General features: G+C 60.9%; 18 protein-coding genes and 1 pseudogene. 4 read left to right on the top strand and 15 right to left on the bottom strand.

Annotated elements, in window-relative coordinates:
- Positions 1-160: 160 nt before the first annotated feature.
- The 5 genes from AB7M26_RS04325 to AB7M26_RS04345 all read right to left on the bottom strand — a co-directional run bounded on the left by AB7M26_RS04325 (position 161) and on the right by AB7M26_RS04345 (position 2,562).
- On the bottom strand, positions 161-796 hold the full coding sequence (locus AB7M26_RS04325) for an NADH:ubiquinone oxidoreductase subunit N (protein WP_095633583.1): 636 nt from the start codon (positions 794-796) through the stop codon (positions 161-163).
- A 253-nt stretch (positions 797-1,049) separates the two neighbouring features.
- On the bottom strand, positions 1,050-1,331 hold the full coding sequence (locus AB7M26_RS04330) for a type II toxin-antitoxin system RelE family toxin (protein ID WP_007899567.1): 282 nt from the start codon (positions 1,329-1,331) through the stop codon (positions 1,050-1,052).
- Complete coding sequence (locus AB7M26_RS04335) at positions 1,321-1,566, bottom strand: type II toxin-antitoxin system Phd/YefM family antitoxin (protein ID WP_123498221.1); 246 nt, start codon at positions 1,564-1,566, stop codon at positions 1,321-1,323. The genes AB7M26_RS04330 and AB7M26_RS04335 overlap by 11 nt, the downstream gene beginning before the upstream one ends.
- Before the next feature lie 147 nt (positions 1,567-1,713).
- Entirely contained in the window at positions 1,714-1,959 is a 246-nt protein-coding gene (locus AB7M26_RS04340) for a DUF2789 domain-containing protein (RefSeq protein ID WP_030128603.1), read from the bottom strand.
- A 135-nt stretch (positions 1,960-2,094) separates the two neighbouring features.
- Positions 2,095-2,562: an aminoacyl-tRNA deacylase gene (locus AB7M26_RS04345; RefSeq protein ID WP_123498216.1), complete on the bottom strand. Its 468-nt coding sequence runs from the start codon at positions 2,560-2,562 to the stop codon at positions 2,095-2,097.
- A gap of 213 nt (positions 2,563-2,775) precedes the next feature.
- On the opposite strand from AB7M26_RS04345, the gene AB7M26_RS04350 reads away from it, so the two are divergent.
- Entirely contained in the window at positions 2,776-3,303 is a 528-nt protein-coding gene (locus tag AB7M26_RS04350) for an NfeD family protein (RefSeq protein WP_429388069.1), read from the top strand.
- A 22-nt stretch (positions 3,304-3,325) separates the two neighbouring features.
- A complete protein-coding gene (locus AB7M26_RS04355; RefSeq protein WP_008009522.1) occupies positions 3,326-4,084 on the top strand; it encodes a slipin family protein in 759 nt (252 codons plus the stop codon).
- Between the two features lie 118 nt (positions 4,085-4,202).
- Here the strand turns inward: AB7M26_RS04355 and AB7M26_RS04360 are convergent, their stop codons facing one another.
- From AB7M26_RS04360 to AB7M26_RS04390, 7 genes and pseudogenes are all read right to left on the bottom strand, one after another.
- Positions 4,203-5,147, bottom strand: a complete 945-nt coding sequence (locus AB7M26_RS04360; protein ID WP_429388072.1) for a sulfotransferase family protein — start codon at positions 5,145-5,147, stop codon at positions 4,203-4,205.
- Positions 5,135-5,920, bottom strand: coding sequence for an aspartyl/asparaginyl beta-hydroxylase domain-containing protein (locus tag AB7M26_RS04365; protein WP_123498426.1), 786 nt, complete (start codon positions 5,918-5,920; stop codon positions 5,135-5,137). Before AB7M26_RS04365 ends, AB7M26_RS04360 begins: the two co-directional genes overlap by 13 nt.
- A complete protein-coding gene (cysC, locus tag AB7M26_RS04370; protein WP_123498209.1) occupies positions 5,917-6,522 on the bottom strand; it encodes an adenylyl-sulfate kinase in 606 nt (201 codons plus the stop codon). Before cysC ends, AB7M26_RS04365 begins: the two co-directional genes overlap by 4 nt.
- On the bottom strand, positions 6,506-8,020 hold the full coding sequence (locus AB7M26_RS04375) for a TolC family protein (protein WP_008068569.1): 1,515 nt from the start codon (positions 8,018-8,020) through the stop codon (positions 6,506-6,508). Before AB7M26_RS04375 ends, cysC begins: the two co-directional genes overlap by 17 nt.
- Before the next feature lie 39 nt (positions 8,021-8,059).
- Positions 8,060-15,259 (bottom strand): Ig-like domain-containing protein, encoded by a 7,200-nt coding sequence (locus tag AB7M26_RS04380; RefSeq protein WP_429441317.1) that lies wholly within the window; start codon positions 15,257-15,259, stop codon positions 8,060-8,062.
- Positions 15,260-15,393: 134 nt separating this feature from the next.
- Complete coding sequence (locus AB7M26_RS04385) at positions 15,394-16,230, bottom strand: sulfotransferase family protein (RefSeq protein ID WP_123498424.1); 837 nt, start codon at positions 16,228-16,230, stop codon at positions 15,394-15,396.
- Between the two features lie 187 nt (positions 16,231-16,417).
- A pseudogene (locus tag AB7M26_RS04390) lies at positions 16,418-17,683 on the bottom strand (glycosyltransferase family 39 protein); the annotation flags it as partial.
- Positions 17,684-17,929: 246 nt separating this feature from the next.
- Here AB7M26_RS04390 and AB7M26_RS04395 point away from each other — a divergent pair.
- The gene (locus AB7M26_RS04395) at positions 17,930-18,517 is read left to right on the top strand and encodes a phage tail protein (protein ID WP_429375740.1); all 588 of its coding nucleotides are present in this window, start codon (positions 17,930-17,932) and stop codon (positions 18,515-18,517) included.
- 55 nt (positions 18,518-18,572) lie between these two features.
- Positions 18,573-18,884: a DUF6916 family protein gene (locus AB7M26_RS04400; RefSeq protein WP_429388083.1), complete on the top strand. Its 312-nt coding sequence runs from the start codon at positions 18,573-18,575 to the stop codon at positions 18,882-18,884.
- Between the two features lie 76 nt (positions 18,885-18,960).
- Here AB7M26_RS04400 and tauC read toward each other — a convergent pair whose 3' ends face one another.
- Genes tauC through tauA form a run of 3 tightly spaced genes read right to left on the bottom strand, consistent with a single transcriptional unit; the run spans position 18,961 to position 21,594 of the window.
- Positions 18,961-19,809, bottom strand: coding sequence for a taurine ABC transporter permease TauC (gene tauC, locus AB7M26_RS04405; protein WP_429388085.1), 849 nt, complete (start codon positions 19,807-19,809; stop codon positions 18,961-18,963).
- The gene (tauB, locus tag AB7M26_RS04410; protein ID WP_429388088.1) at positions 19,806-20,600 is read right to left on the bottom strand and encodes a taurine ABC transporter ATP-binding subunit; all 795 of its coding nucleotides are present in this window, start codon (positions 20,598-20,600) and stop codon (positions 19,806-19,808) included. The genes tauC and tauB overlap by 4 nt, the downstream gene beginning before the upstream one ends.
- Positions 20,601-20,616: 16 nt before the next feature.
- Positions 20,617-21,594, bottom strand: a complete 978-nt coding sequence (gene tauA / locus AB7M26_RS04415) for a taurine ABC transporter substrate-binding protein (RefSeq protein ID WP_123498196.1) — start codon at positions 21,592-21,594, stop codon at positions 20,617-20,619.
- Between the last annotated feature and the right edge of the window lie 34 nt (positions 21,595-21,628).

Below are 21,628 nucleotides of genomic sequence, written 5' to 3' on the forward strand. Positions count from 1 at the left end.
CAATGATTAAAGGTGAAAGAGTGTCTGTGGACCGCGCATGGGGGCGAGAGTTTTGGTGGTCATGAGATCGCCATCGCGGGCAAGCCCGCTCCCACAAGGATTGCGCTGAACCTGTGGGAGCGGGCTTGCCCGCGATGGCGTCAGTCCAGCCAACCTCAATTCACGAATACTGCACTTCAATTTCATCAAGCTGATGATCAAAGCTCTTGAGCCGCGCCGTCCACGTATACACCAGCACTTCAAAATCCCGATTGATCACCGCCCCGCCGGTCACTTCCGCGCGCGGGTCGCAGAAATCCAGCTGATAGCGTTCACGGGCCATGGCGTTGGCGACATCGGACAGCTCTCGCGCATTGTTGAGCCAGTGCCACCCTTCATCGGCCACTTGCTTGTCCAGCGCCAGGCATTGTTTTTTCAAGGTTTCGAGGCTTTTTTCCAACGGCGTGCCGGTGAGTTCGCCCATGACTTCCTGGAACGTGCGCCCCGGTTGCCAGTAACTGCCCCAGAAATACCGGTCGAACACCGTTTCGACGCGACGCAAAGCCACCTTGGTGTCCCAGATCAGCACCAGGGTCTTGCCTTGTTCAAGTTGTCGCTTCTTGATGCGCTGGTTCTGTAATGAAGCCCAGGCGACCACCACGATAGCCATCACGGCGATCAACGCCGCCGCGCTGTCGAGGAATATCAGTGCCGTGTCGAGCTCGTGGGCCAGCATGACGCCGTAGAAATAGGTGGCCGACAGCAAAACCAATGCCGCAATGGCGCACCAGAAGCCGGGAGCGTAAGGGTTTTTCATTATTAGATCCCCATGATCAACGCAAGCCTTGATCGACGGGTTCGCCACGCGCCCCCATCAAGTCAAAGCATAGCAACGGCCTCAGGGTTTGCCGGGGTGTGACCCTTGCGTTCGTCCGCTTTCCCGGCCGCCACCCAAAGCAAGGAGCAAATCGATCTGGTTCATGGCGACTTGGGCGTTGGCTGAGGCCAGTTGCGCCGTACGTCGGGTCGACGCTTGGGCAGCAGCAAAAACAGGAGAGGTCTGAGAACTATCAGCGTTTCTTGGCTCGGTCGTACACATCGCTGCGTTCGCGCTTACCAACCGCCACCACAGAAACGACTACACGCTCATCAAAAACTTGATACACAAGCCTGTATCCCGATGACTTCAATTTGATTTTGTAGCAATCAGGCATCCCATGCAGCGAATCGGAAGGGATTCGAGGCAATTCAAGTCGTTCCGCCAGTTTCTTTTTGAACTGCTCACGCAATGTATGCCCCAGCTTGTCCCACTCCTTGCGTGCGGAGGGCAGGAATTCAAGCTTATAGGTCATCCAGGTTTACCGGGACCGGCTTTTCATTTCTACGCGAGCGAACAATTTCCGCCAACTCGAAGTCATCGAGGCGCTCCATCATTTGCTCGAAAACATCGGCCGGAACCATGTATCCCATCACTCGGTTATGGTTCAGCACTGCCACAGGCCCACCGTGAGCACCGCTCAGAACTGCAGATGGGTTTTTCTTCAACTCAGACACGCTAACCGCCATGTCGGCCAGAACACTTTGCATAATTAAGACCTCAATTGAGGTCTTGATTCTGGTCTATTACCTGTTTCTGAGCAACCCTGGAAAAAGCTGACAAATTAAGTTTTTACTCGGATTTTTTTTACCACTCACCAGTTTTTTTTACATTTCGCCATTTTTCTCCAGATTTTTTTACACCCCTCGCCCCTTCCTCAGCAGCACATCCAGCTGATCCACCACCTCAGCCCAATCCGCATCATCCAGAATCTCCTCACGCAGCAGCTCTGCCTGGCTCTCGTTCCAGAAGAACGCGTCCGCCAGGTGCAGTTCGGGCTTGAGTGGTGAATGGGTGGCGATGAATTTATCGATGCTTTCGGCGTCATCCGGCAGGCCGAGTTGTTTGAACAGGGATGGGAGGCTGTGGGTTGGGGATTCCATGTCTGGCTCCTTCGTGATCGCTTATTGGATGGGTGACCGGGGTGCGGCTATTCGCGGGCAAGCCCGCTCCCACAGGGTTTTCGCAAGTCCTGTAGGAGCGAGGCTTGCCCGCAATGACGTCAGTCGGGGCGACTGTTATGCCGAAAGACTCAACTCGCACACCTCGGCATGCGGCACCATTTTCAGAAATTCCGGAACGCTCATGTGTACCAGATTGCTGTGGTTGCCGGCTTCGAGGTAGATGTCTTTCTGCCGGGTCAGCAGTGGGTCGATGACCATGTCCATTCCATAAGACTCGCCCAGTGCAGGCACGGCACCGCGTTCGCAATCGTCGAACAGGTGCGGCAGGTTGCTTTCACGGGTGACTTGCCATTCGCCGCTGCCACGTACTTTGCTCAGGTCCAGGTGACGGCTGGCAGGCAGCACGGCCATCAAGTAATGCCCGTGGCGGTCGTCAAGGATCACCGATTTGGCGACCCGTTCGGCAGGAATGCCCGCGAGCCGAGCCGTTTCAAGGCTGCTGGCCGAGTGCGGGTGAGAAACGATGTCATATTCGCAGTGAGCCTTGTCCAGGCTGTTCTGCACGGTTTTTGCCATACGCATGATGCACCTCGGTGTCCGCAGCAACGAATCACGGACGATGGTTAACTTTTTTGTCTCCATTAAAAGTCTAGGCCCACCGAGGGGTTCCGACGGGAAATCCGCCCGTCGGACGCTTTCGACAACGGGTCAAAATTCATACCAATGCTCGGTCAACTAGACTTGTATACAGAGCCCTGAACGGCTCGCGGACGGATGACTCTCCCGGAGGGTCAAGTGAACATGCGTTGCTGTGCAATTGCGCTGTTGCTGGCCCTGAGCGGACCGGTTTTCGCGGCGGACACTCTCATGGTGCTGGTTCCCGATCCCCTCGGGCTCTGGTTGATCACCTTCGGCATTGCGTTTCTGATCGCCGAGGCGGCCTTGCCCAATTACGGCGTGGTCGGCTTGGGCGGCCTTGTGATGTTCGTGATTGGGGCGGTGATTCTGACTAACGCCGAAGTCCCTGTTCCGTTGATGATCGGCTTGGGACTGATCAGCGCACTGCTACTGATTTTCCTGGTGATCCGCGCCTTGAAAACCCGACCGCGCCGCAACGTCAGCGGTGACGCCGAAATACTGGGCGCCGTGACGCCGATAACGTCGTTGCAGGCCGGTAACGCTTATATCGGCTGGGTGCACCTGCAAGGCGAGCAATGGCAGGCAATGAGCGAAACACCGCTGCAACCGGGTCAACAGGTCCGGGTAGTGGCACGCAAGGGTCTACTGCTGGAAGTGGTCGCGGCTGACGCGGCGCCCGCATAAACAATGATGGCGGAGAATAGTCATGGGTCTGCAACTGGGTTTTGCCGCGCTGCTGTTATTGCTGATTGCACTGGCGGGGTCGACCTTCCGCATCCTGCGCGAATACGAACGCGGCGTGGTGTTCCAGCTCGGACGCTTCTGGCAGGTCAAGGGCCCTGGCCTGATCCTGTTGATTCCAGTGGTCCAGCAAATGGTTCGCGTCGACCTGCGTACCGTGGTGCTCGACGTACCGCCGCAAGACGTCATCACCCGGGACAACGTCTCGGTCAAGGTCAATGCGGTGCTGTATTTCCGCGTGCTCGATCCGCAAAGGGCGATCATTCAGGTCGAAGACTTTCTCATGGCCACCAGCCAACTGGCGCAGACCACGTTGCGGGCGGTGCTCGGTAAACATGAACTCGATGAATTGCTGGCCGAACGGGAACGGCTGAACGTCGATATCCAGCAAGTACTCGATGCGCAGACCGACGCCTGGGGCATCAAGGTGGCCAACGTCGAGATCAAGCACGTGGACCTCAACGAATCGATGATTCGCGCCATCGCCAAGCAGGCCGAGGCCGAACGGGAACGTCGGGCCAAGGTGATCCACGCCGAAGGCGAGTTGCAAGCCTCGGAAAAACTCATGCAGGCGGCTGAAATGCTCGGCCGTCAGCCGGGGGCCATGCAACTGCGTTACATGCAGACGCTGAGTTCGATCGCCGGGGACAAGAGTTCGACCATCGTCTTCCCGCTGCCTATCGAGTTGCTCAAGGGGATGGCGGACTTGTCGTCCAAGCCTTGATGCACTGATGACTGTGGCGAGGGAGCTTGCTCCCGCTGGGTCGCGTAGCGGCCCTAAAACCTGCGACTGCTTTGCAGCCGAGCGGGAGCAAGCTCCCTCGCCACAAAAGCCATTGCGCTCATACTTTGCGCAATTGCTCCAATGCCTCATAAGACTCCCTCGCCCACTGATTCACCCGATCACGAAGCAGCACCGAGGCCTCTCGACGCTTGTCATCGCTGTCACCAACAAACCCCTGCGACGGCTGCTTGGCATGTTGTCCCACCGTCGCAAACACCTGCTTGCGCTGCTCGACATCCAATGCAAAGAACGTTGCCAACTGCCCCGCCATGGCCTGCGGCAGTTCGCTGTAGTTCACCGCCAGGCCGCCAAACGCCCGGCATTGCGCAAATCCCTGCGCCAGCAATCGCCCCAATCGCCGGGCGATGTAATCCTCACGGCTGCTGAACGGAAATTTCTCATCCAGCACGCTCGCCCCGATCATCCCCGGCACCATGTGCATGCCCGGGCGACACAGATGCGAAACGGCGATTTCCAGTGGATCGCGATAAAGAAACAACCACGGCGTTTCGGGGAAACACTCGCGCAACAACGGCAGTTCACCGATATTCCAGGCGTCGAGTTTGATCACCAGCCGTTGCTCCATGCCAAGCCGACGTTGCCCGTAAGCAGACAGCACCCCTTCGATGGCAGCACGGCGCTCGATGGCGGGCAAATCACTGCGCAACAACGCATCCAGCGGCGGTGGCTCGCTGACGACAATGTGGCTGTCGAGTTGCGCCAGCATCTGGCTGATCAGGGTCGAGCCACATCGCGAGGCATGAAAGATAAACGCACTCGGGGCCAGCCCAGGGCTGCAAACCTGCCAGTCAGCGAGGGTCGACAATGCAGATTTCCGGCGAAACGCCTGATTGAACGGCAGTCGCAGCGCGTCTTCCACGGCCTCACGAAAAAACGGCTGATGCAGCGGCGTGTCACCGAACCAGCACCAGTCGACTTGCCATTGCCCGGCCTCTTGCCACACGCGAATCGGCAACCAGCCTTCCAGGGTCAGGCGCTCCATTGTTGATTCCATTGACGGCGACCGTCGCGCATCGCCGCGCGCAGTTCTTCAGCGGTGAACGCAAGTCCACGCTCGGCGGACAGTTCCAGGGTACGGACGATAAAGGCTTCGTTGTCCTGCAACCCCTGCAAGGACTTGCACAGCTGCAGATCGCTGGCCACCAATGCCTGGAACTGTGCTAAAGCGTCATGACCGATTTGCGGCGGCGGCGTGGTTGCCAACCCGTCGAGAATCGCTTGCTCCAGCCAGGTATCGGGCCGGCAATCGAGCACCAGATGAACCCGTGCCCGGGTATCGCGATTGTCCACGCGATGCGGCCGCGACAGGTCGAGAAACCAGCATTCGCCAGCGGCCATCGGCATGCGCTGGCGGTCCAGCAGAAAGTCCACTCGGGGTGGACTGAGCAACGGGATATGCAGACGCAAGTCAGCGTCTGGCGCGCCCAGGTCATAGTCGCGATGCTCGTGAATGCGCCCGCCCGGGCCGAGCCGCAGCAGACGCGCGCAGACGATCTGCAGCGGCAGATCCCGCAGCCCTTGTTGCCATCGAGCATCTTGCAGCCAAGGCGCACGCAACAGCGTCTCGCCGCGACCGGGCGACAGTTCAGTCAAGGCATCGGCCGCGCAAATCAGTGCCACGCCGCTCCAGTCGCCAGCGTAATAATCGCTATTGAAGTGACTGTGCCAGTCGCCCTCGCCAATCGCCGCCAGTGCCTGCAACAGCAACGGTAAATCCACCGTTACCGGCAAGCGGGAGAAGGCCGGCCGACTCATCGTTTCGGCAGCACCGCGCATTCGCCGAGCCAGGTCAGCAAACGGTCGAGACAGGCCTCGACCGACTGCGCGCCTGTGTCGAGCACCAGCGACGCGCATGGCGGTGGTTCGTAAGGCGCGGAAATACCGGTAAACCCCGCCAACTCACCCCGTCGAGCCCGGGCGTAATGACCTTTGGGATCGCGCTGTTCACACACCGCCAACGAGGCGCTGCACCAGACTTCACGGTAATCCTCCCCCAATCGTCGGGCGAACACTTCACGCAACTCCACCAAAGGCGCGATCATCGCGAGGATGACGACCTGCCCGTTCTCGACCAACAGTGCCGCGAGTTCACTGGCACGGCGGATGTTTTCCAGGCGATCGCTGTCGGTAAACCCCAAATCGCGATTGAGCCCGACCCGCAGTCCGTCGCCATCAAGCACCACACTCTGCACGCCGTGCTCGAACAACTCGGCGTGCAGTGCCTGGGCCAATGTTGACTTGCCCGCGGCCGGCAAACCGGTCAGCAAAATTGCCGTGCCGCGATGGCCGTTGCGGGTCTCCCGTTGGGCGCGGCTGATGCTCGCCGTCGGCGCCAGCAGATTATTGGACCGGGGCATGGGCCACCGGCACTGAGATGTTGCCCGCCGCCCAGGCCTCTTCGCGATTGGCCAGGGCCGTGGCGATGGACTGGACTTCAGTCGATTGCACTTCGTCCGGCAGCGGATCGAGACCGGCGCTGGCGAAGATCTGCCCGTAAGCGTTGCGCAGGTCGGCGTAAGACAGGTCGCGTCGCAGATCGGCCTGCAAGGTGTTCAGCTCGCCCTGGATCAGGTCCAGTTCGCCCAGCCCGGCCGCCTGGTGACGATTGCGCAGTTGGCCGACGATTTGCCCATCGATGTCTGACAGTTGCTGATTGGTCTTGAACTGCCGCATCGCCTCGCGATAGTTGGCGTTGGCCACGTAAAGCTGCGCCAGTATGGCAATCGACATCGCCTGCCTGCGCGCCGCGGCGACTTCTTCACCGGCCTTGGCAACGTCAATCGCGGCGGGTGCGGAAATCACATTGAACAGGTTCCAGGTGACTTTCACCCCGTAATCCGCCCAGCCCTGCTCCACCAAAAAGGAGTTGCTGTCGTAATGCCCACCAGCGGCAAACTCCAGCCCCGGCAGCAGACGCAGCATGGCTTTGCGGGTTTCGGCGGCGCTGATCCGGGTCTGGTAGTCCTGCTCGCGCAACTCCGGCCGACTGGTCAGGGCTTCCTGCTCCAGGCTGGCGAGGTCGACCTTGAGTTCCGGGATGATGTAATCGTCCTGGGTCGCCAGCGTCAGCTCGGTGCTCAGCGGCAGGTTGATCAGGGTCGCCAATTCGGTTTTCGCCAACGACAGTGCGCGGCGTTGTTCTTCCAGTTGCCGGGTGGCTTCGATCAGCGAGCGTTGATAGCCCAATGCCTGAATCGGATCGCCAATACGCTGCTCGCTCATGCTCTGGCTATTGGTGCGAGCGGTTTCGACCCGGACCATGAGGCTGTCGATCTGTTTGAGCAAACGTTCGGCGGCCATGGCTCGCCAATAGGCCGAGCGCACGTCCTGCACGATGGTATTGATGACCTTGCGCCGACGCTCCTGGACGATCAGTCGCTGGTCGCCCTGTTGCTTGGCGCTGATGTAACTGACACCAAAATCAAGCACGTTCCAGACCATGGTCAGGTCCGCCACTTCACGGTCGCGGTCCTGGGAGGTCGACGGTTCCAGGGACTGGGCCCCGGTCTCGACGCTCTGGCTGCTGGAGGCGCTGACGTTGTTGCGCCCCACGTAACCGGCGTCCAGCGCCATGCGCGGCAGCATGTCGAAACTGGCGAGGTCGAGTTGGCGCTTGGCCAGGGCCTCTTCCATGATCTTGAGCCGGCCTTCGAGGTTGTATTTCACCGCCCGGGCCATGGCCTGGTGCAGGGTCAGCGGGCCGCTGAGAGGCTCCTGCCCCTTGTACATGTTTTGCAGATCGCTTTTGGCGCGCTGTTGGCTGACGCTGCGTTCGATCGGTTCACTGGTGACTGCACACCCGCTGATCGCCAGCGCCAGCAGGCTGGCGCCGAATAACTTCTGACTTCTCTTCATCCCTGGAGCCCCCGGGTGCCGCCCTGCTTTAATGGTTTTTCAGGCCTGCATTTCACTGATGCCGACCTGGTGCAAAGCCGCGGCCAGGCTTTCGACCTGCCGCTGCTCGGTGTCTTTGAGTTGTTGCAATTGCTGGCCAAGACTCGGCGCGCCAAACACGCCGCGCAGCCCTTGGGAAGCATCTCCCATCCTGATTGAGTTATGGCCGAAGGCGTTCAGCGAGTCCCCCTCGCTGCCCGCGTCTTGATTGAACAGATTCGACAGCGTGCTGCTGCCAAAGACCCCGCCATCGCCGCCGCCAAAACCGAGGAAGCCGTGACCTGAGCCATCGCCACCGTTTTCACTGCTGCTGAATACCTGCGCGATAAAGCTGGGCGTCAGTGCCCCGTGACTCATGAAAATATCGCCCAAAGGCCGAATGCCGTTGCCGATCACTCGCTGTTCAAACAGCGGGGTAAAGGTCAGCGGCGAGCCGAGATCGCCAGTGGGCGCAGTGAAGATGATCGGTTGTAATGGCACGTTGGGCAGATCGGGCACGCTGACAGGAACCGTGACCCGGAACTCGGGTTCCGGCGGCACCACGACAGGCGGGGACGACGGTGCAACGACCGTATTGATCGCATAGCTGTTCGACAGGCTGACACCGCTGCCCGTGTTGCCTGCTGAATCGCTGACGCCAGCGACGTTCAGGCTGATCGCATTGTTGCCACTGCTGACATTGGCGTTCGGCGTCAGGGTCGCGGTCCAGGTTCTACCGCCATCGCTGCTGCTCAAACCGGACAAGCTGCCGTTCGCCACGCTGATGTCGGACAGGTCGAAGCCGCTCACAGCTTCGTTGAAGGTGAAGGTCACCAATGAGGTCTGGCCCACGCCCAGGTTCGGGTTGGCAACCACCACCGTAGCCGTCGGCCGTTCGCCGTCGATGGCGTAGTTGTTGGACACCGCGACGCTGGCGCCGATGTTGCCCGCCAGGTCCGTCACGTTGCTGGTGTCCAGCGCAATGAAATTGCTCGGGTCAGTGATGCTCGCGGTGGGTGTGAACGTTCCGGTCCAGGTCTTGCCGCCGTCGCTGCTGGCCAGATTGGTCAGCTCGCCGTTGGTGACGCTCAAGTCCGACAAATCGAAGTCGCTGACCGCCTCACTGAACGTGAAGGTCACCAGCGTCGTCTGGCCAATGCCCAGGTTCGGGTTGGCAACCACGATGGTGACGGTCGGGCGAGTCGCATCGAGTGCGTAGTTGTTGGAAATGGCGATGCTGGCGCCGGCATTACCCGCCGCGTCGAACACATTGCCGGTGTCGAGCAGGATCAGGTTGGTCGCATCGTTAAGGCTCGCGGTCGGTGTGAGTGTGGCGGTCCAGGTCACACCGCCGTCGCTACTGGCCAGGTTGGACAGCACGCCATTGGCCACGCTGAGGTCCGCCAGGTCGAAACCGGACACCGCTTCGCTGAAGGTAATGGTCACCGTGGTGGTTTCACCAATGCCCAGCTTATTGTCCGCCACCACAATGGTCGCGTCAGGGCGAACGGTATCAATCGCGTAGTTGTTGGAGTCGGTCACGCCAACACCGCTGTTGCCCGACACGTTGGTCACACCGCTGTTATCCAGGCTGATCAGGTTAGTGGTGTCCGTCACACTGACAGTGGGCGTGAAGGTCGCGGTCCAGGTCACGCCACCATCGACGGACGAAACGTTGCTGAGGGTGCCGTTGGCTACCGTCAGGTCGGCGTTGTCAAAACCGCTGACCGCCGAGCTGAACGTGATGGTGACCAACGAGGTTTCTCCGACCTTCAGCGCATTATCGGCAACCACGATGGTGGCGGTCGGCACTTCGGTTTCCACTACATAATTGGCCGAGTTGGTGGTGCCTGCCCCTGTATTGCCGGCCAGGTCCGAGATGCCGCCGTTGCTCAACGTGATGAGGTTGCTGGTATCGGTAATCCCGGCGGTGGGAGTGAAGGTCCCGGTCCAGGTGATGCCGCCGTCGCTGCTGCTCACCGCGCTCAACGTGCCGTTGGCGATACTCAAGTCAGCGTTGTCGAAACCCGTTACCGCCTCGCTGAAGGTGATGGTCACCAGCGCGGTTTCGCCCGGTTTCAGGGTCGTGTCGCTCAGCACGATAGTGGCGGTCGGGCGTAGGCTGTCGATGGCGTAGTTATTCGAATCGGTGGTACCGGTCCCCGTGTTGCCTGTTCCGTCGATCACTCCGGTGTTGTCCAGGGTAATCAGGTTGGTCGAGTCGGTGACGCTCGCCGTTGGCGTCAGGGTGGCGGTATAGGTGATGTTATCGCTGGTGCTCAAATTGCTCAGGGTACCGTTGCTCACGGTCAGGTCAGCCGTGGTAAAACCGGTCACCGCCTCGGAGAACGTGATGGTCACCACCGAGGTTTGCCCCACCGCCAGCGCCGCGTCCGCGACCACGATAGTGGCCGTCGGGCGCACGTTGTCGATGGCGTAGTTGTTGGAATCGGTGGTGCCGCTACCGGCATTGCCCGAGCCGTTTTGTACACCGCTGTTATCCAGGGTGATGACGTTGCTGGTGTCGGTGATGGCAGTGGTCGGCGTAAAGGTTGCGGTCCAGGTGATGCCGCCGTCGCTGCTGGTCACCGCGCTCAACGTGCCGTTGGCAACCGTCAGGTCAGCGTTGGTGAAGCCACTGACCGCTTCGCTGAAAGTGATGGTCACCAGCGAGGTTTCACCGACGCTCAGCGCAGTATCCGCGACGACGATAGTGGCGGTCGGCAGCACCGTATCAATGGTGTAATTGCCGGAGTTGGTGGTGCCGCTGCCCGTGTTGCCGGCCAGATCGGCCACACCGGTATTGGCCAGGGTAATGACGTTGCTCGGGTCATTCACGCCGACGGTTGGCGTAAAGGTCGCGGTCCAGGTGATGCCGCCGTCGCTGCTGCTGACCGCGGTCAAGGTGCCGTTGGCGATGCTCAGGTCGGCGTTGGTGAAACCGCTGACCGCTTCGCTGAAGGTGATGGTCACCAGCGAGGTTTCGCCCGCTGTCAGTGTGGGATCGGCCAGCACAATCGTCGCAGTCGGACGCACGGTGTCGATGGCGTAGTTATTGGAATCGGTAGTGCCGCTGCCGGTGTTGCCCGCCAGATCAGCCACGCCGGTGTTGTTCAGGGTGATCAGGTTGGTGGTGTCGTTGATGCTCGCGCTCGGCGTGAAGGTCGCGGTCCAGGTAATGCCGCCGTCGCTGCTGCTCACCGCGGTCAGGGTGCCGTTGGTAATGGTCAGATCCGCGTTGGTGAAGCCGCTGACCGCTTCGCTGAAAGTGATAGTCACCAGCGAGGTTTCGCCGATTCTCAGCGCGGTGTCCGCCACCACAATGGTTGCCGTTGGCCGCACGGTATCGATGGCGTAGTTGTTGGAGTCGGTAGTGCCGCTGCCCACGTTACCGGTGGCGGCAGCCTGCACGCCGGTATTGTCCAATGTGATCAGGTTGGTCGCGTCGGTAATGCTGACGGTCGGGGTGAAAGTGGCGGTCCAGGTGATGCCGCCGTCACTGCTGCTCACCGCGGTCAATGTACCGTTAGCAATCGTCAGGTCGGCGTTGGTGAAACCGGTCACGGCCTGGTTGAAGGTGATGGTCACCAGCGAGGTTTCACCGATTCTCAACGCAGTGTCCGCGACGACGATAGTGGCAGTCGGCAGCACTGTATCGAGGGTGTAGTTGCCGGAGTTGGTGGTGCCGCTGCCCGTGTTGCCGGCCAGATCGGCCACACCGGTATTGTTCAGGATGATGACGTTGCTCGGGTCACTCACGCCGACGGTTGGCGTGAAGGTGGCGGTCCAGGTGATGCCGCCGTCGCTGCTGCTGACCGCGGTCAAGGTGCCGTTGGCGATGGTCAGGTCGGCGTTGGTGAACCCGCTGACCGCTTCGCTGAAGGTGATGGTCACCAGCGAGGTTTCGCCCGCTGTCAGTGTGGGATCGGCCAGCACAATCGTCGCGGTCGGGCGGAGCGTGTCGATGGCGTAGTTGTTGGAATCGGTGGTGCCGCTGCCGGTGTTGCCCGACAGATCAGCCACGCCGGTGTTGTTCAGGGTGATCAGGTTGGTGGTGTCGTTGATGCTCGCGCTCGGCGTGAAGGTCGCGGTCCAGGTAATGCCGCCATCGCTGCTGCTCACCGCGGTCAACGTACCGTTGGTAATGGTCAGGTCCGCGTTGGTGAAGCCGCTGACCGCTTCACTGAAAGTGATGGTCACCAGCGAGGTTTCGCCGATTCTCAGCGCGGTGTCCGCAACCACAATGGTGGCCGTCGGGCGTACGGTGTCGACCGCAAAGTTGTTGGAATCGGTAGTGCCGCTGCCGGCGTTGCCCACCAGATCCGCCACGCCAGTGTTGTCCAGGGTGATCAGGTTGGTCGCGTCGTTGGTGCTCGCGGAGGGTGTGAAGGTCGCGGTCCAGGTGATGCCGCCGTCGCTGCTGCTCACCGCGCTCAAGGTGCCGTTGGCGATGGTCAGGTCGGCGTTGGTGAAACCGCTGACTGCTTCATTGAAGGTGATGGTCACCAGTGAGGTTTCGCCGATTCTCAGCGCATTGTCCGTCACCACAATGGTTGCGGTTGGACGAAGCGTATCGATCGCATAATTGTTCGAGTCGGTGGTGCCGCTGCCGGTGTTGCCCGCCAGATCCGCCACGCCGGTATTGTTCAGGGTGATCAGGTTGGTCGTGTCATTGACGCTCGCGTTCGGGGTGAACGTGGCGGTCCAGGTGATGCCACCGTCGCTGCTGCTGACCGCCGTCAAGGTGCCGTTGGCGATGCTCAGGTCGGCGTTGGTGAAACCGCTGACCGCTTCGCTGAAGGTGATGGTCACCAGCGAGGTTTCACCGATTCTCAGCGCATTGTCTGTCACCACGATGGTCGCCGTCGGCCGTACGGTATCGATCGCATAATTGTTCGAGTCGGTGGTGCCGCTGCCGGCGTTGCCCGCCAAATCCGCGATGCCCGTGTTGTCCAGAGTGATCAGATTGCTCGTGTCAGTGATGCTCGCGCTAGGCGTGAAAGTCGCCGTCCAGGTGATGCCGCCGTCGCCGCTGCTCACCGAGGTCAAGGTGCCGTTGGCGATGGTTAGATCGGCATTGGTGAGACCGGTGACCGCTTCGTTGAAGGTGATGGTCACCAGCGAGGTTTCGCCGACTCTCAGCGCCGTGTCGGTGAACACGATGCTGGCGGTCGGGCGTACGGTGTCGACCGTGTAGTTATTGGAGTTGGTGGTGCCGACGCCGGCGGTGCCCAGAATGTTGATCACACCGGTGTTGTCCAGGGTGATGACGTTGGACGTATCGGAAATACTGGCGGATGGGGTAAAGGTTGCCGTCCAGGTGATGCCACCATCGCCGCTGCTTACCGCAGTCAAGGTGCCGTTGGCGATGGTCAGATCCGCATTGGTGAGACCGGTCACCACCTCGGAGAAGGTAATGGTCACCAGGGACGTTTCGCCGATGCTCAGTGTAGTGTCAGCGACCACAATCGTCGCGGTCGGCGGTGGCGAATACGCGGTGTTGAGCACACCACCGTCGTTGTAGATGGTCGCGACAGAGGTCGGCGAGGTGCCGGTTGTACCTCCGCCCTGCGCGGTACCGCCGGCACCACTGGCCGCGGCATTACCGGCCAGGGCCGCGAAGTTGGCGGCTGTGATCAGCAGCGTGCCTTTGTTCCAGATCGCACCGACGCCACGGCCACCAATGCCGCCATTGCTGGCATTGCTGCCTTGGCCACCACCACCGCCCCCACCGCCGCCGGCACCAATGTTGTTGCTGATGGTCGACGTGCCGACGATGGTGATGGTGCCGCTGCTGGCGTTGTAGATCCCGCCCACCGCGTTGCCGCCGGCGCCACCCACCTTGTCCCAACCGGCCCCGCCGCCACCGCCGCCAATGGAAAGCGTGCCATTGGTGGCCGTCGCACCGTTACCGCCGTTGCTGTAATAGGAAACGCCTACGCCGCCAGCCCCGCCAGTGGTGGTACCGCCGCGACCGCCCATGTGGGTGGCGTCATAACCGCCGCCGTAACCACCGACACCGCCGCCGCCCGCCTGACCGCCCAATGTGCCGGTGCCCGGCCCTGCCGAACCGCCATGCCCACCGCCCTGGCCGCCCAAACCACCGCCACCGCCACCCCCACCGCCGTAAAAAGCGCCCGTCACACCACCGCCGCCACCACCACCGGAAGCGGCGTTGGAGGTCACGGTAACGTTGTTCAGGGTCAGAATCCCTGCGTTGAAAATCCCCCCGGCCATCGCGCCCGTGGCACCGTAGCCTCCGTTGCCACCGTTGCCCGACACCAAGCCACGGGTGATCACCAGCCCATCAAGCGTCACGATGCTGCCAGACGACACTTCAATCACTCGGGTCTGATACTGACCATCGAGAATCACGTCAGCCGCACCGTCGTTGTTCAAGTCGCCATCAACGGTGATGTTCTTGTTGATCAACAGTTCGGAGGTCAGCTGCACCGTCATGCTGCCGTTGAAGGTGACGATGTCGCCGTTCTGCGCCGAGGCGATGGCGGCACGCAACGAACCTACGCCCGTGTTGGCGTTGTTGGTGGCGGTCCAGGTGGCCAGGCCCCACTGATAGTCGCTCATGGCCGTGGTCGAGAGGACGTTGGCGCTTTCGATGTTGCCGGTGGCAATTTCCAGATCCCAGTCGCCACCGAGCCCGGTGCGATCGCTGGAGGCAGCCACATCGCGGCCGGTCAATTGAGCCAGCGAGTCGATAAAATTCAAGCCGCGCTCGCCGTCGGCGGTATAGCAGCCGTAAATCAGGATGTCGCCGCCAACGTTCATGTCCTTGCCAATTTCCGCCAGCACCGCGCTGCGGTCCGCGACGTTGTCGGCAGACAAGTAGCTGTTGCCCAGCCACAAATCGCCCGCATTGCCGTGAGCAATGATCTGCACCGAACTGATGCCCTGATGGCCGTCCAGATAATCAGCGATTTGCTGCAGGCCATCTTTGCTGGCATCCAGCTGAACCACCTGGGTACCGGGAGCAATACCCTGAAGCAGACTGCCAGCGTCCTTGACCCGCGAATCGACGAACACCACGCTCTGCCCCGGCACCGCAGCGGGTGCTGGCGCCGGTGTGGCATCGGCCTGGCCGTGGGTGTCTTTACTGGCGACCGGTTGATCGGCGGTCGGCGCTTTGACCGCCTCGGCGGTGGCATGGCTGTCGGCTTGGGCAGTGTCGGCGACCGTGGCGGCCACCGCGCCGTCGAACAGCATGCGCGGCTCCAGGGACATGATCATTGGCGAGGCCAGCGCTCGTGCGCCTTCGGTAACCCGCGACTTGCCTTTGCTCCACCACATGCTGCTCACCCGGACTCGAACTTTCTGAGGCATCAATGAAAACGCCGCGATCAACTGATCGCGGCGTCGGCCTTCATACGAATGACATTGGCGGCGCTGGCTGAGCCATCGAGCCAAAAAGACAACTCGGCGTACTGCTTGAACAGGTCCGGCGGCAGGATCGTTCGCCTGGATTGCAATTGGACCTTGGCCTTCACCTTGTGCAGCCCCGAGAGGCCGAGGGCCTGGTCGAATTCCGGGGCGTCGTAAGCCAAATGATCGAAGTCATGTTCGAACCAGGGTTCGCCGATGAAGTCGTAGACCAGGCGCATCACCCGCTCAGGCGCCTGGCTCAGCAGGTCGTAATCGATGATCAGCAACGAGTCGGCGTGCTCGCCGTAATAGGCTTCCTTGAGGGCGGCCCAGGAAAACCCCACTAGCCGATTGCGCTGGGCCAGGGTTTCGCAGCGGCTATAGACCGTGTTGCGTTCGACCGCATCACCGAACAGCTTGGTGTTTTCGAAGGGGTTGGCGCGGTACAGGCGCTCGATGCTGTCCATGACCCAAGCGACATTGCGCACGCAGGCAATGATTTTGGCTTGAGGGAACAGATCGCTGATCGCCGGCAGGCGCGAACTCCACAGGCGATTGGTGTCGAACACCACCGGTTTGTCGGCCTTGTCGGCGTAGTAAGAGTCGAACAGGCCACGCAACAGACGGCGACGCAGGTCGGTGTCGATCACCGCACCGAATTCGCTGCCGGCGCTGCATTGTTCCAGAACACCGGAAAAGAGCGCACCCACGGGGCTGGTCATACCGGCATGAAAGCGCGGGTTCTGCAAAAGAATGGCAGAAAGCAGGGTCGAGCCTGAGCGCGGCAAGCCGGAAATAAAGTGAAAGTGCTGCATCCATTCACCCGTCATAAGTCCTTTTATATGACGAGCGTAGACCATGAATGGCCATCCAACTAGTGGTGTTTTGATATCAAATCGGAGCTAAATCGACTGGAAAAGGCGATTCATATAGCCAGTTGAAAAATGAACCGATTAAGCCTTTGAATACCGCCTACTTCTGCCAACCCTGGGGCAAAGGCGCGACGATTCGGTCGCCGGGAGCGAAGTGCTGGTTCACATAGCTGACCATGACGCTGATCTGATCGTCGGTATCCACCGTGGCATTGTTCTTCAGCCCCACCAGTTCTACGCCGACAAACAGCATCAGCACGCCCAGCGCCACTACCTTGAAGTCCGCGTACAAACGATCGATGGCCAGCGCCACAAGCATCGGCAAGCCCAAGGCATAAGCGCTCAGGTAGCGTTCGATGAATACCGGCGATATGAACGACACCGCAAATACCAACAACAACGGGAAAACGGTGTAGATCAGCGCCAGCGCACTGCCACGGAAAACACTGCGATCGCGCGCCAGCGCCACGCCCGCCAGGGCCAGCAGCGCCAGTGGCAACGCAATAAAAATCAGTGTGGGCAGGTTCTCGCCATCGTCCTGGATCAGGAACGACCAGATCATTGAAGGCAGTGAGCCGAGCGTGACGGGCGCCTCCCACCCCACGTCGACATTGGCTTGGAGCTGATCCATGTGCTGCACCAGATCGAACAGATTGGGCAGCCATGGCAGGTACAACGCCACAATCGCCATGTTGGCCAGCCACCAGCCAGAGCGCTGAATGTGCCGCAATCGATACCCTGGCTGCACACGGATCAGTCCCAGATACAACCAGTGACACAGCACGCAAAACGCCGTGAAGTAATGGGTGTAGAACGCCGCACTCATCAGCAGGGTATAAATCACCAGGTAACGTGTGCTTTGCGGCCGCCTGATCCAATACATCAAGGCGATCGTGGCACCGATCAGCCACAGCCCCAGCAACGAATACATGCGCACTTGCTGGCTGTAATGTACCGCCGTGGGCAGCAGCGCCAGCAGGACCCCGGCCAGCAACGCGGCACGGCGGGTAGCGAGCAAGTCCACCAACCAGACGCCGAGCCCCACCGTGACAATCCCCGGCAGCGCACTCAGGCTGCGAATCGAAAAAATGCCCTCTCCGAACAGGTCGATCCAGCCGTGCAGCAGCATGAAATACAGGGGTGGATACACATCATGAGCCGCGTGCTCCCAGATCCCGGCCAGGGAATACTGGCTCAGCAACAGGCTGGCCCCTTCGTCGCCCCGGATCGCTGCCGCCGTCAGGTGGTAAAAACGCACCAGCGTGGCCAATACCAGGATCGGCAACAGCCAGTGCTCCCGCGCCCATTGCAGCAAGCGACGGACAGCCGCCCACAACCCCGGCATCGCATGCGGGTCCTGGGTATCGCCCAGCGGTGTTTCTCTGCGCGCCTCCATTACCTCCCCTTGCAACGGCCATGTGAAAACCGAAGCTTCACGAGCACTGTAGGACAGGCGCGAGCCCGACGTCGATGCTGGCCTTGCGACGGACGACGTCCGGCAATCATTCCGATCAGCGTCTACGCTTTGGCGTGGCGTGACCCAGCCATGGAGATGAAAGGAGTCGGCTGATAGCGCGAACTGCCCGGGTTAACCGGGCCTGCAACGTGACGTATCAGACACTAACCTGAGGGATGAGGAACCATGGAAGTATTCATCGGCACTATTCAGTCTTTCGCCTTTAACTTCGCCCCCAACGGCTGGGCCCTGTGCAACGGCCAGACGCTGAGCATCGCGCAATACAACACGGTTTTCGCACTGCTGGGAACCTACTACGGAGGCAATGGCACCACCAATTTCATGCTGCCCAACCTGCAAGGTCGCATGCCGGTCGCCATGGGCAACGGCCTGGGCCTGACCCCGCGCGTCATCGGCGAAGTTTCCGGCACCGAGAACGTCACCGCGACCATCAATAACCTGCCCAACCACACCCACGCCCTGTCCGGGCTCACCGCCACCACCACCCTGCAACTGGCCAGCCCGGCGAGCAACCCGGTCACCAACCCGACCGCCACCAACTCGTACATCGGCGCCTCCGGCGGTGGGCCGGGCTCGGCGAGTATTTATTCCGATCAGCAAGGTGCTGCGGCCGTGCCGCTCAAGGGCGTGGCCACTACGGTAACGGGGGAAATCTCGTCCGCCGGCAACGGCTTGCCCATGGAGGTGATGAACCCGTTCCTGGTGCTCAACTTCAGCATCGCCCTGAACGGTCTTTTCCCTTCGCGCAACTGAGGGTCTGGCCGGGGGATGCCAATCCCCCGGCCACTTTTGCTGATGGAGTGATGCCATGCTGCAACAGGTTCAAAGCCAACACTTTCAGGCACTGCTGGGCAAGACGGGGACGCTGCGACTGCCCGATGGCAGTGAACTGCCGATCCATATCGACACCCTTGCAGAAACGCCCCGCTCACAGTTGCCAAACAGCGAGCGCATGCCGTTCAGCGTCGAGTTCAATAGCCTGCAACCCACTGACTTTGTCGATGGCTTGTGTGGGATGGAATTGCCGGAACTGGGCCGGGTGAAAGACATTTTCGTGTCGAGGGTCCCCCCGATGGGGCGGGATCCACAGCTGGGCTACTTCTACATCGCGTTCAATTAAAGAGCGACGCAGCGCCTACGCGAGATTGTGGTGGGCTCAACCCCGGGGCTTGCCCCTCGTCATAGACCCGCTCTACTCAGTGAGCCTGACCATGCCACGGCACCAGTTTGCGTTGCAGGGCACGCAGGCCCATTTCCATGGCGAAAGCGATCAGCGCGATCACCAGGATCCCCAGCACCACCACATCGGTAACCAGGAATTGTGCGGCCGATTGCACCATGAAGCCCAAACCACTGGTGGCGGCGATCAACTCGGCGGCTACCAATGTCGACCAACCCACACCCAGACCAATCCGCACGCCGGTCAAAATGTCCGGCAAGGCACTGGGCAGAATCACATGCCGAATCAACTGCGCCCGAGTTGCGCCCAACGACTGGGCGGCGCGCAATTTCGCCGGGTCGACGGTGCGTACGCCAGTGGCGGTGGCTATCGCGATCGGGGCGAAGATCGCCAGGTAGATCAACAAGACTTTCGACAACTCACCGATGCCGCACCAGATCACGATCAGCGGCAGATAAGCCAGCGGCGGAATCGGGCGATAGAACTCGATCAGCGGATCAAGAATGCCGCGAGCGATGCGGTTGTGGCCGATGGCGATGCCCACCGGCACGGCGGTCAGCACGGCGAAGCCCAGGCCCAGGCCAATACGGCTGAGGCTTGCGCCCAAATGCTGCCACAAAGTCGAATCCATGTAGCCGGTGGTCACCAGCAACCAGCCTTTTTGCAGCACGGCGGACGGTGGCGGCAGAAACAGCGGTTCGATCAAACCTGTGACCGTGACGGCCCACCAAATGGCAACGAGAGCGACCAATGTCAGCAAGCTGATCCAGCGTGTGTTCAAACTGCGACGCAGCGGGATTACCGCCGAGCTCTTCACCTTTGAGTCCGGTTTCACCGTCGCGGCGGGAACTTCATAGGTGCTCATACGCGCTCCTGTCGCTGGACGGCACTGCGTTGGGAGAACACTTTGGCGAGCACGTGTTCGCGGGTTTCGATAAAGCGCGGGTCGGATTTGATCGCCCGCGCCGATTCGCCGGCGGCGTAACGTTGACCGAAATCCAGGCTCAGACGCTCGACGACTTGCCCGGGGTTGGGCGCCAGCAGAATCAGATCCGTGGCGAGGAACACCGCTTCTTCAATGTCGTGGGTAATCAGGAACACCGGTTTGGCGGTGCGCTGCCAGACTTGCAGCAACAGCTCCTGCATCTGTTCGCGGGTGAAGGCATCAAGGGCACCGAAGGGTTCATCCATCAGCAAAACCCGAGGGTCTGCGGCGAGGGCGCGAGCGAGGCCGACACGTTGTTTCTGCCCGCCCGAGAGTTGCCAGATTCGGCGATTTTCGAAACCGCAAAGGTCCACCAGCGCGAGCATTTCCCGGGCGCGGATTTCGCGTTGGTCCCGGGCGACGCCAGCCAGTTCCAGGCCGAAGCCGACGTTGGCCAGCACGTCCTGCCAAGGCAACAGGGCGTCATCCTGGAACACCACGCCGCGCTCGGCGCTCGGGCCTTTGACCGGCACACCGTCAAGGGTGATGCGCCCGGCGCTGGGTTCGACGAAACCGGCAATCAGGTTCAACAGCGAGGTCTTGCCACTGCCGGACGGGCCGAGGGCAACCAGCAACTGCCGGGGCCCCAGGCTCAGGGAAATATCCGCCAGCACAGGTTCCGCTGCGCCGGGATACTGTGCGCAGATGCGCTCCAGCTGAAGCAAAGCCATCGCGGTTAACTCCCGATCAGTTGGTGATGTATTTGGCGCTGACGTACGGCGCGTAGTCCGGCAGCACGGCCTCGACCTTGCCCTGTTCCTTGAGGAACACCGCGGTGTCGGTGATGGCCTTGGTGGTCGGCGCGCCGAGGGTGAGCACCTGATCAGCCGCGAGCGGGAAGACGTTGCCTTGCAGCAGCAATGGAATGTCGCTGGCCTTGGCACCGGAGAGCTTCACCAGTTTGTCGACGTTGCTTTGGTTGGCGAGCCAGGCTTTCGGGTCTTTGCGGTAGTCGGCGTAGGCATCGAGGGTCACTTTGGCGAACGCGGTGACGATTTCCGGGTGCTTCTCGGCGAAATCCTTACGCACGATCCAGGCATCGAAAGTCGGTGCGCCGAACTTGGCTAACTCGCCCGAGGTGATCAGCACTTTGCCGTTCTCCTTGGCCACGCCGAGGGCCGGGTCCCAGACGTAGGTGGCGTCGATATCACCGCGTTTCCATGCCGCGATGATTGCTGGCGGCGCGAGGTTGAGCACGGTGACTTTCGATGGATCGATGTTCCAGTGTTTCAGCGCGGCCAGCAGGCTGTAGTGGCCGGTGGAAACGAACGGTACGGCGATTTTCTTGCCGATCAGGTCTTGCGGGGTCTTGATCCCGGAACCGTCTCGCGCAACCAGCGCTTCGGCGGCGCCGATCTGGGTGGCGATGAGGAAGGTTTCTACCGGAACTTTGCGGGTGATTGCCGCCGTCAGGGGGCTGGAACCGAGGTAACCGATTTGCACATCGCCGGAAGCGATGGCGGCGATGATGTCGGCGCCGCTGTCGAATTTGCGCCAGTCGATGGTGGCGTTGGTGGCTTTTTCGTAGGTGCCGTCGGCTTGGGCGACTTTGGCCGGGTCAACGGTGGTCTGGTAGGCGACGGTCACATCTGCCGCCTGAGCCAGGAAACTCGCCGAAGCCAGAAACGCGACGGCCAGAAGGCGAAGAGGAGAAGTCAGTTTCATCGGGAAAGCTCCTTGTCAGGCGACCGAGAGTCGG

The sequence above is a fragment of the Pseudomonas sp. F-14 TE3482 genome, assembly GCF_053629455.1.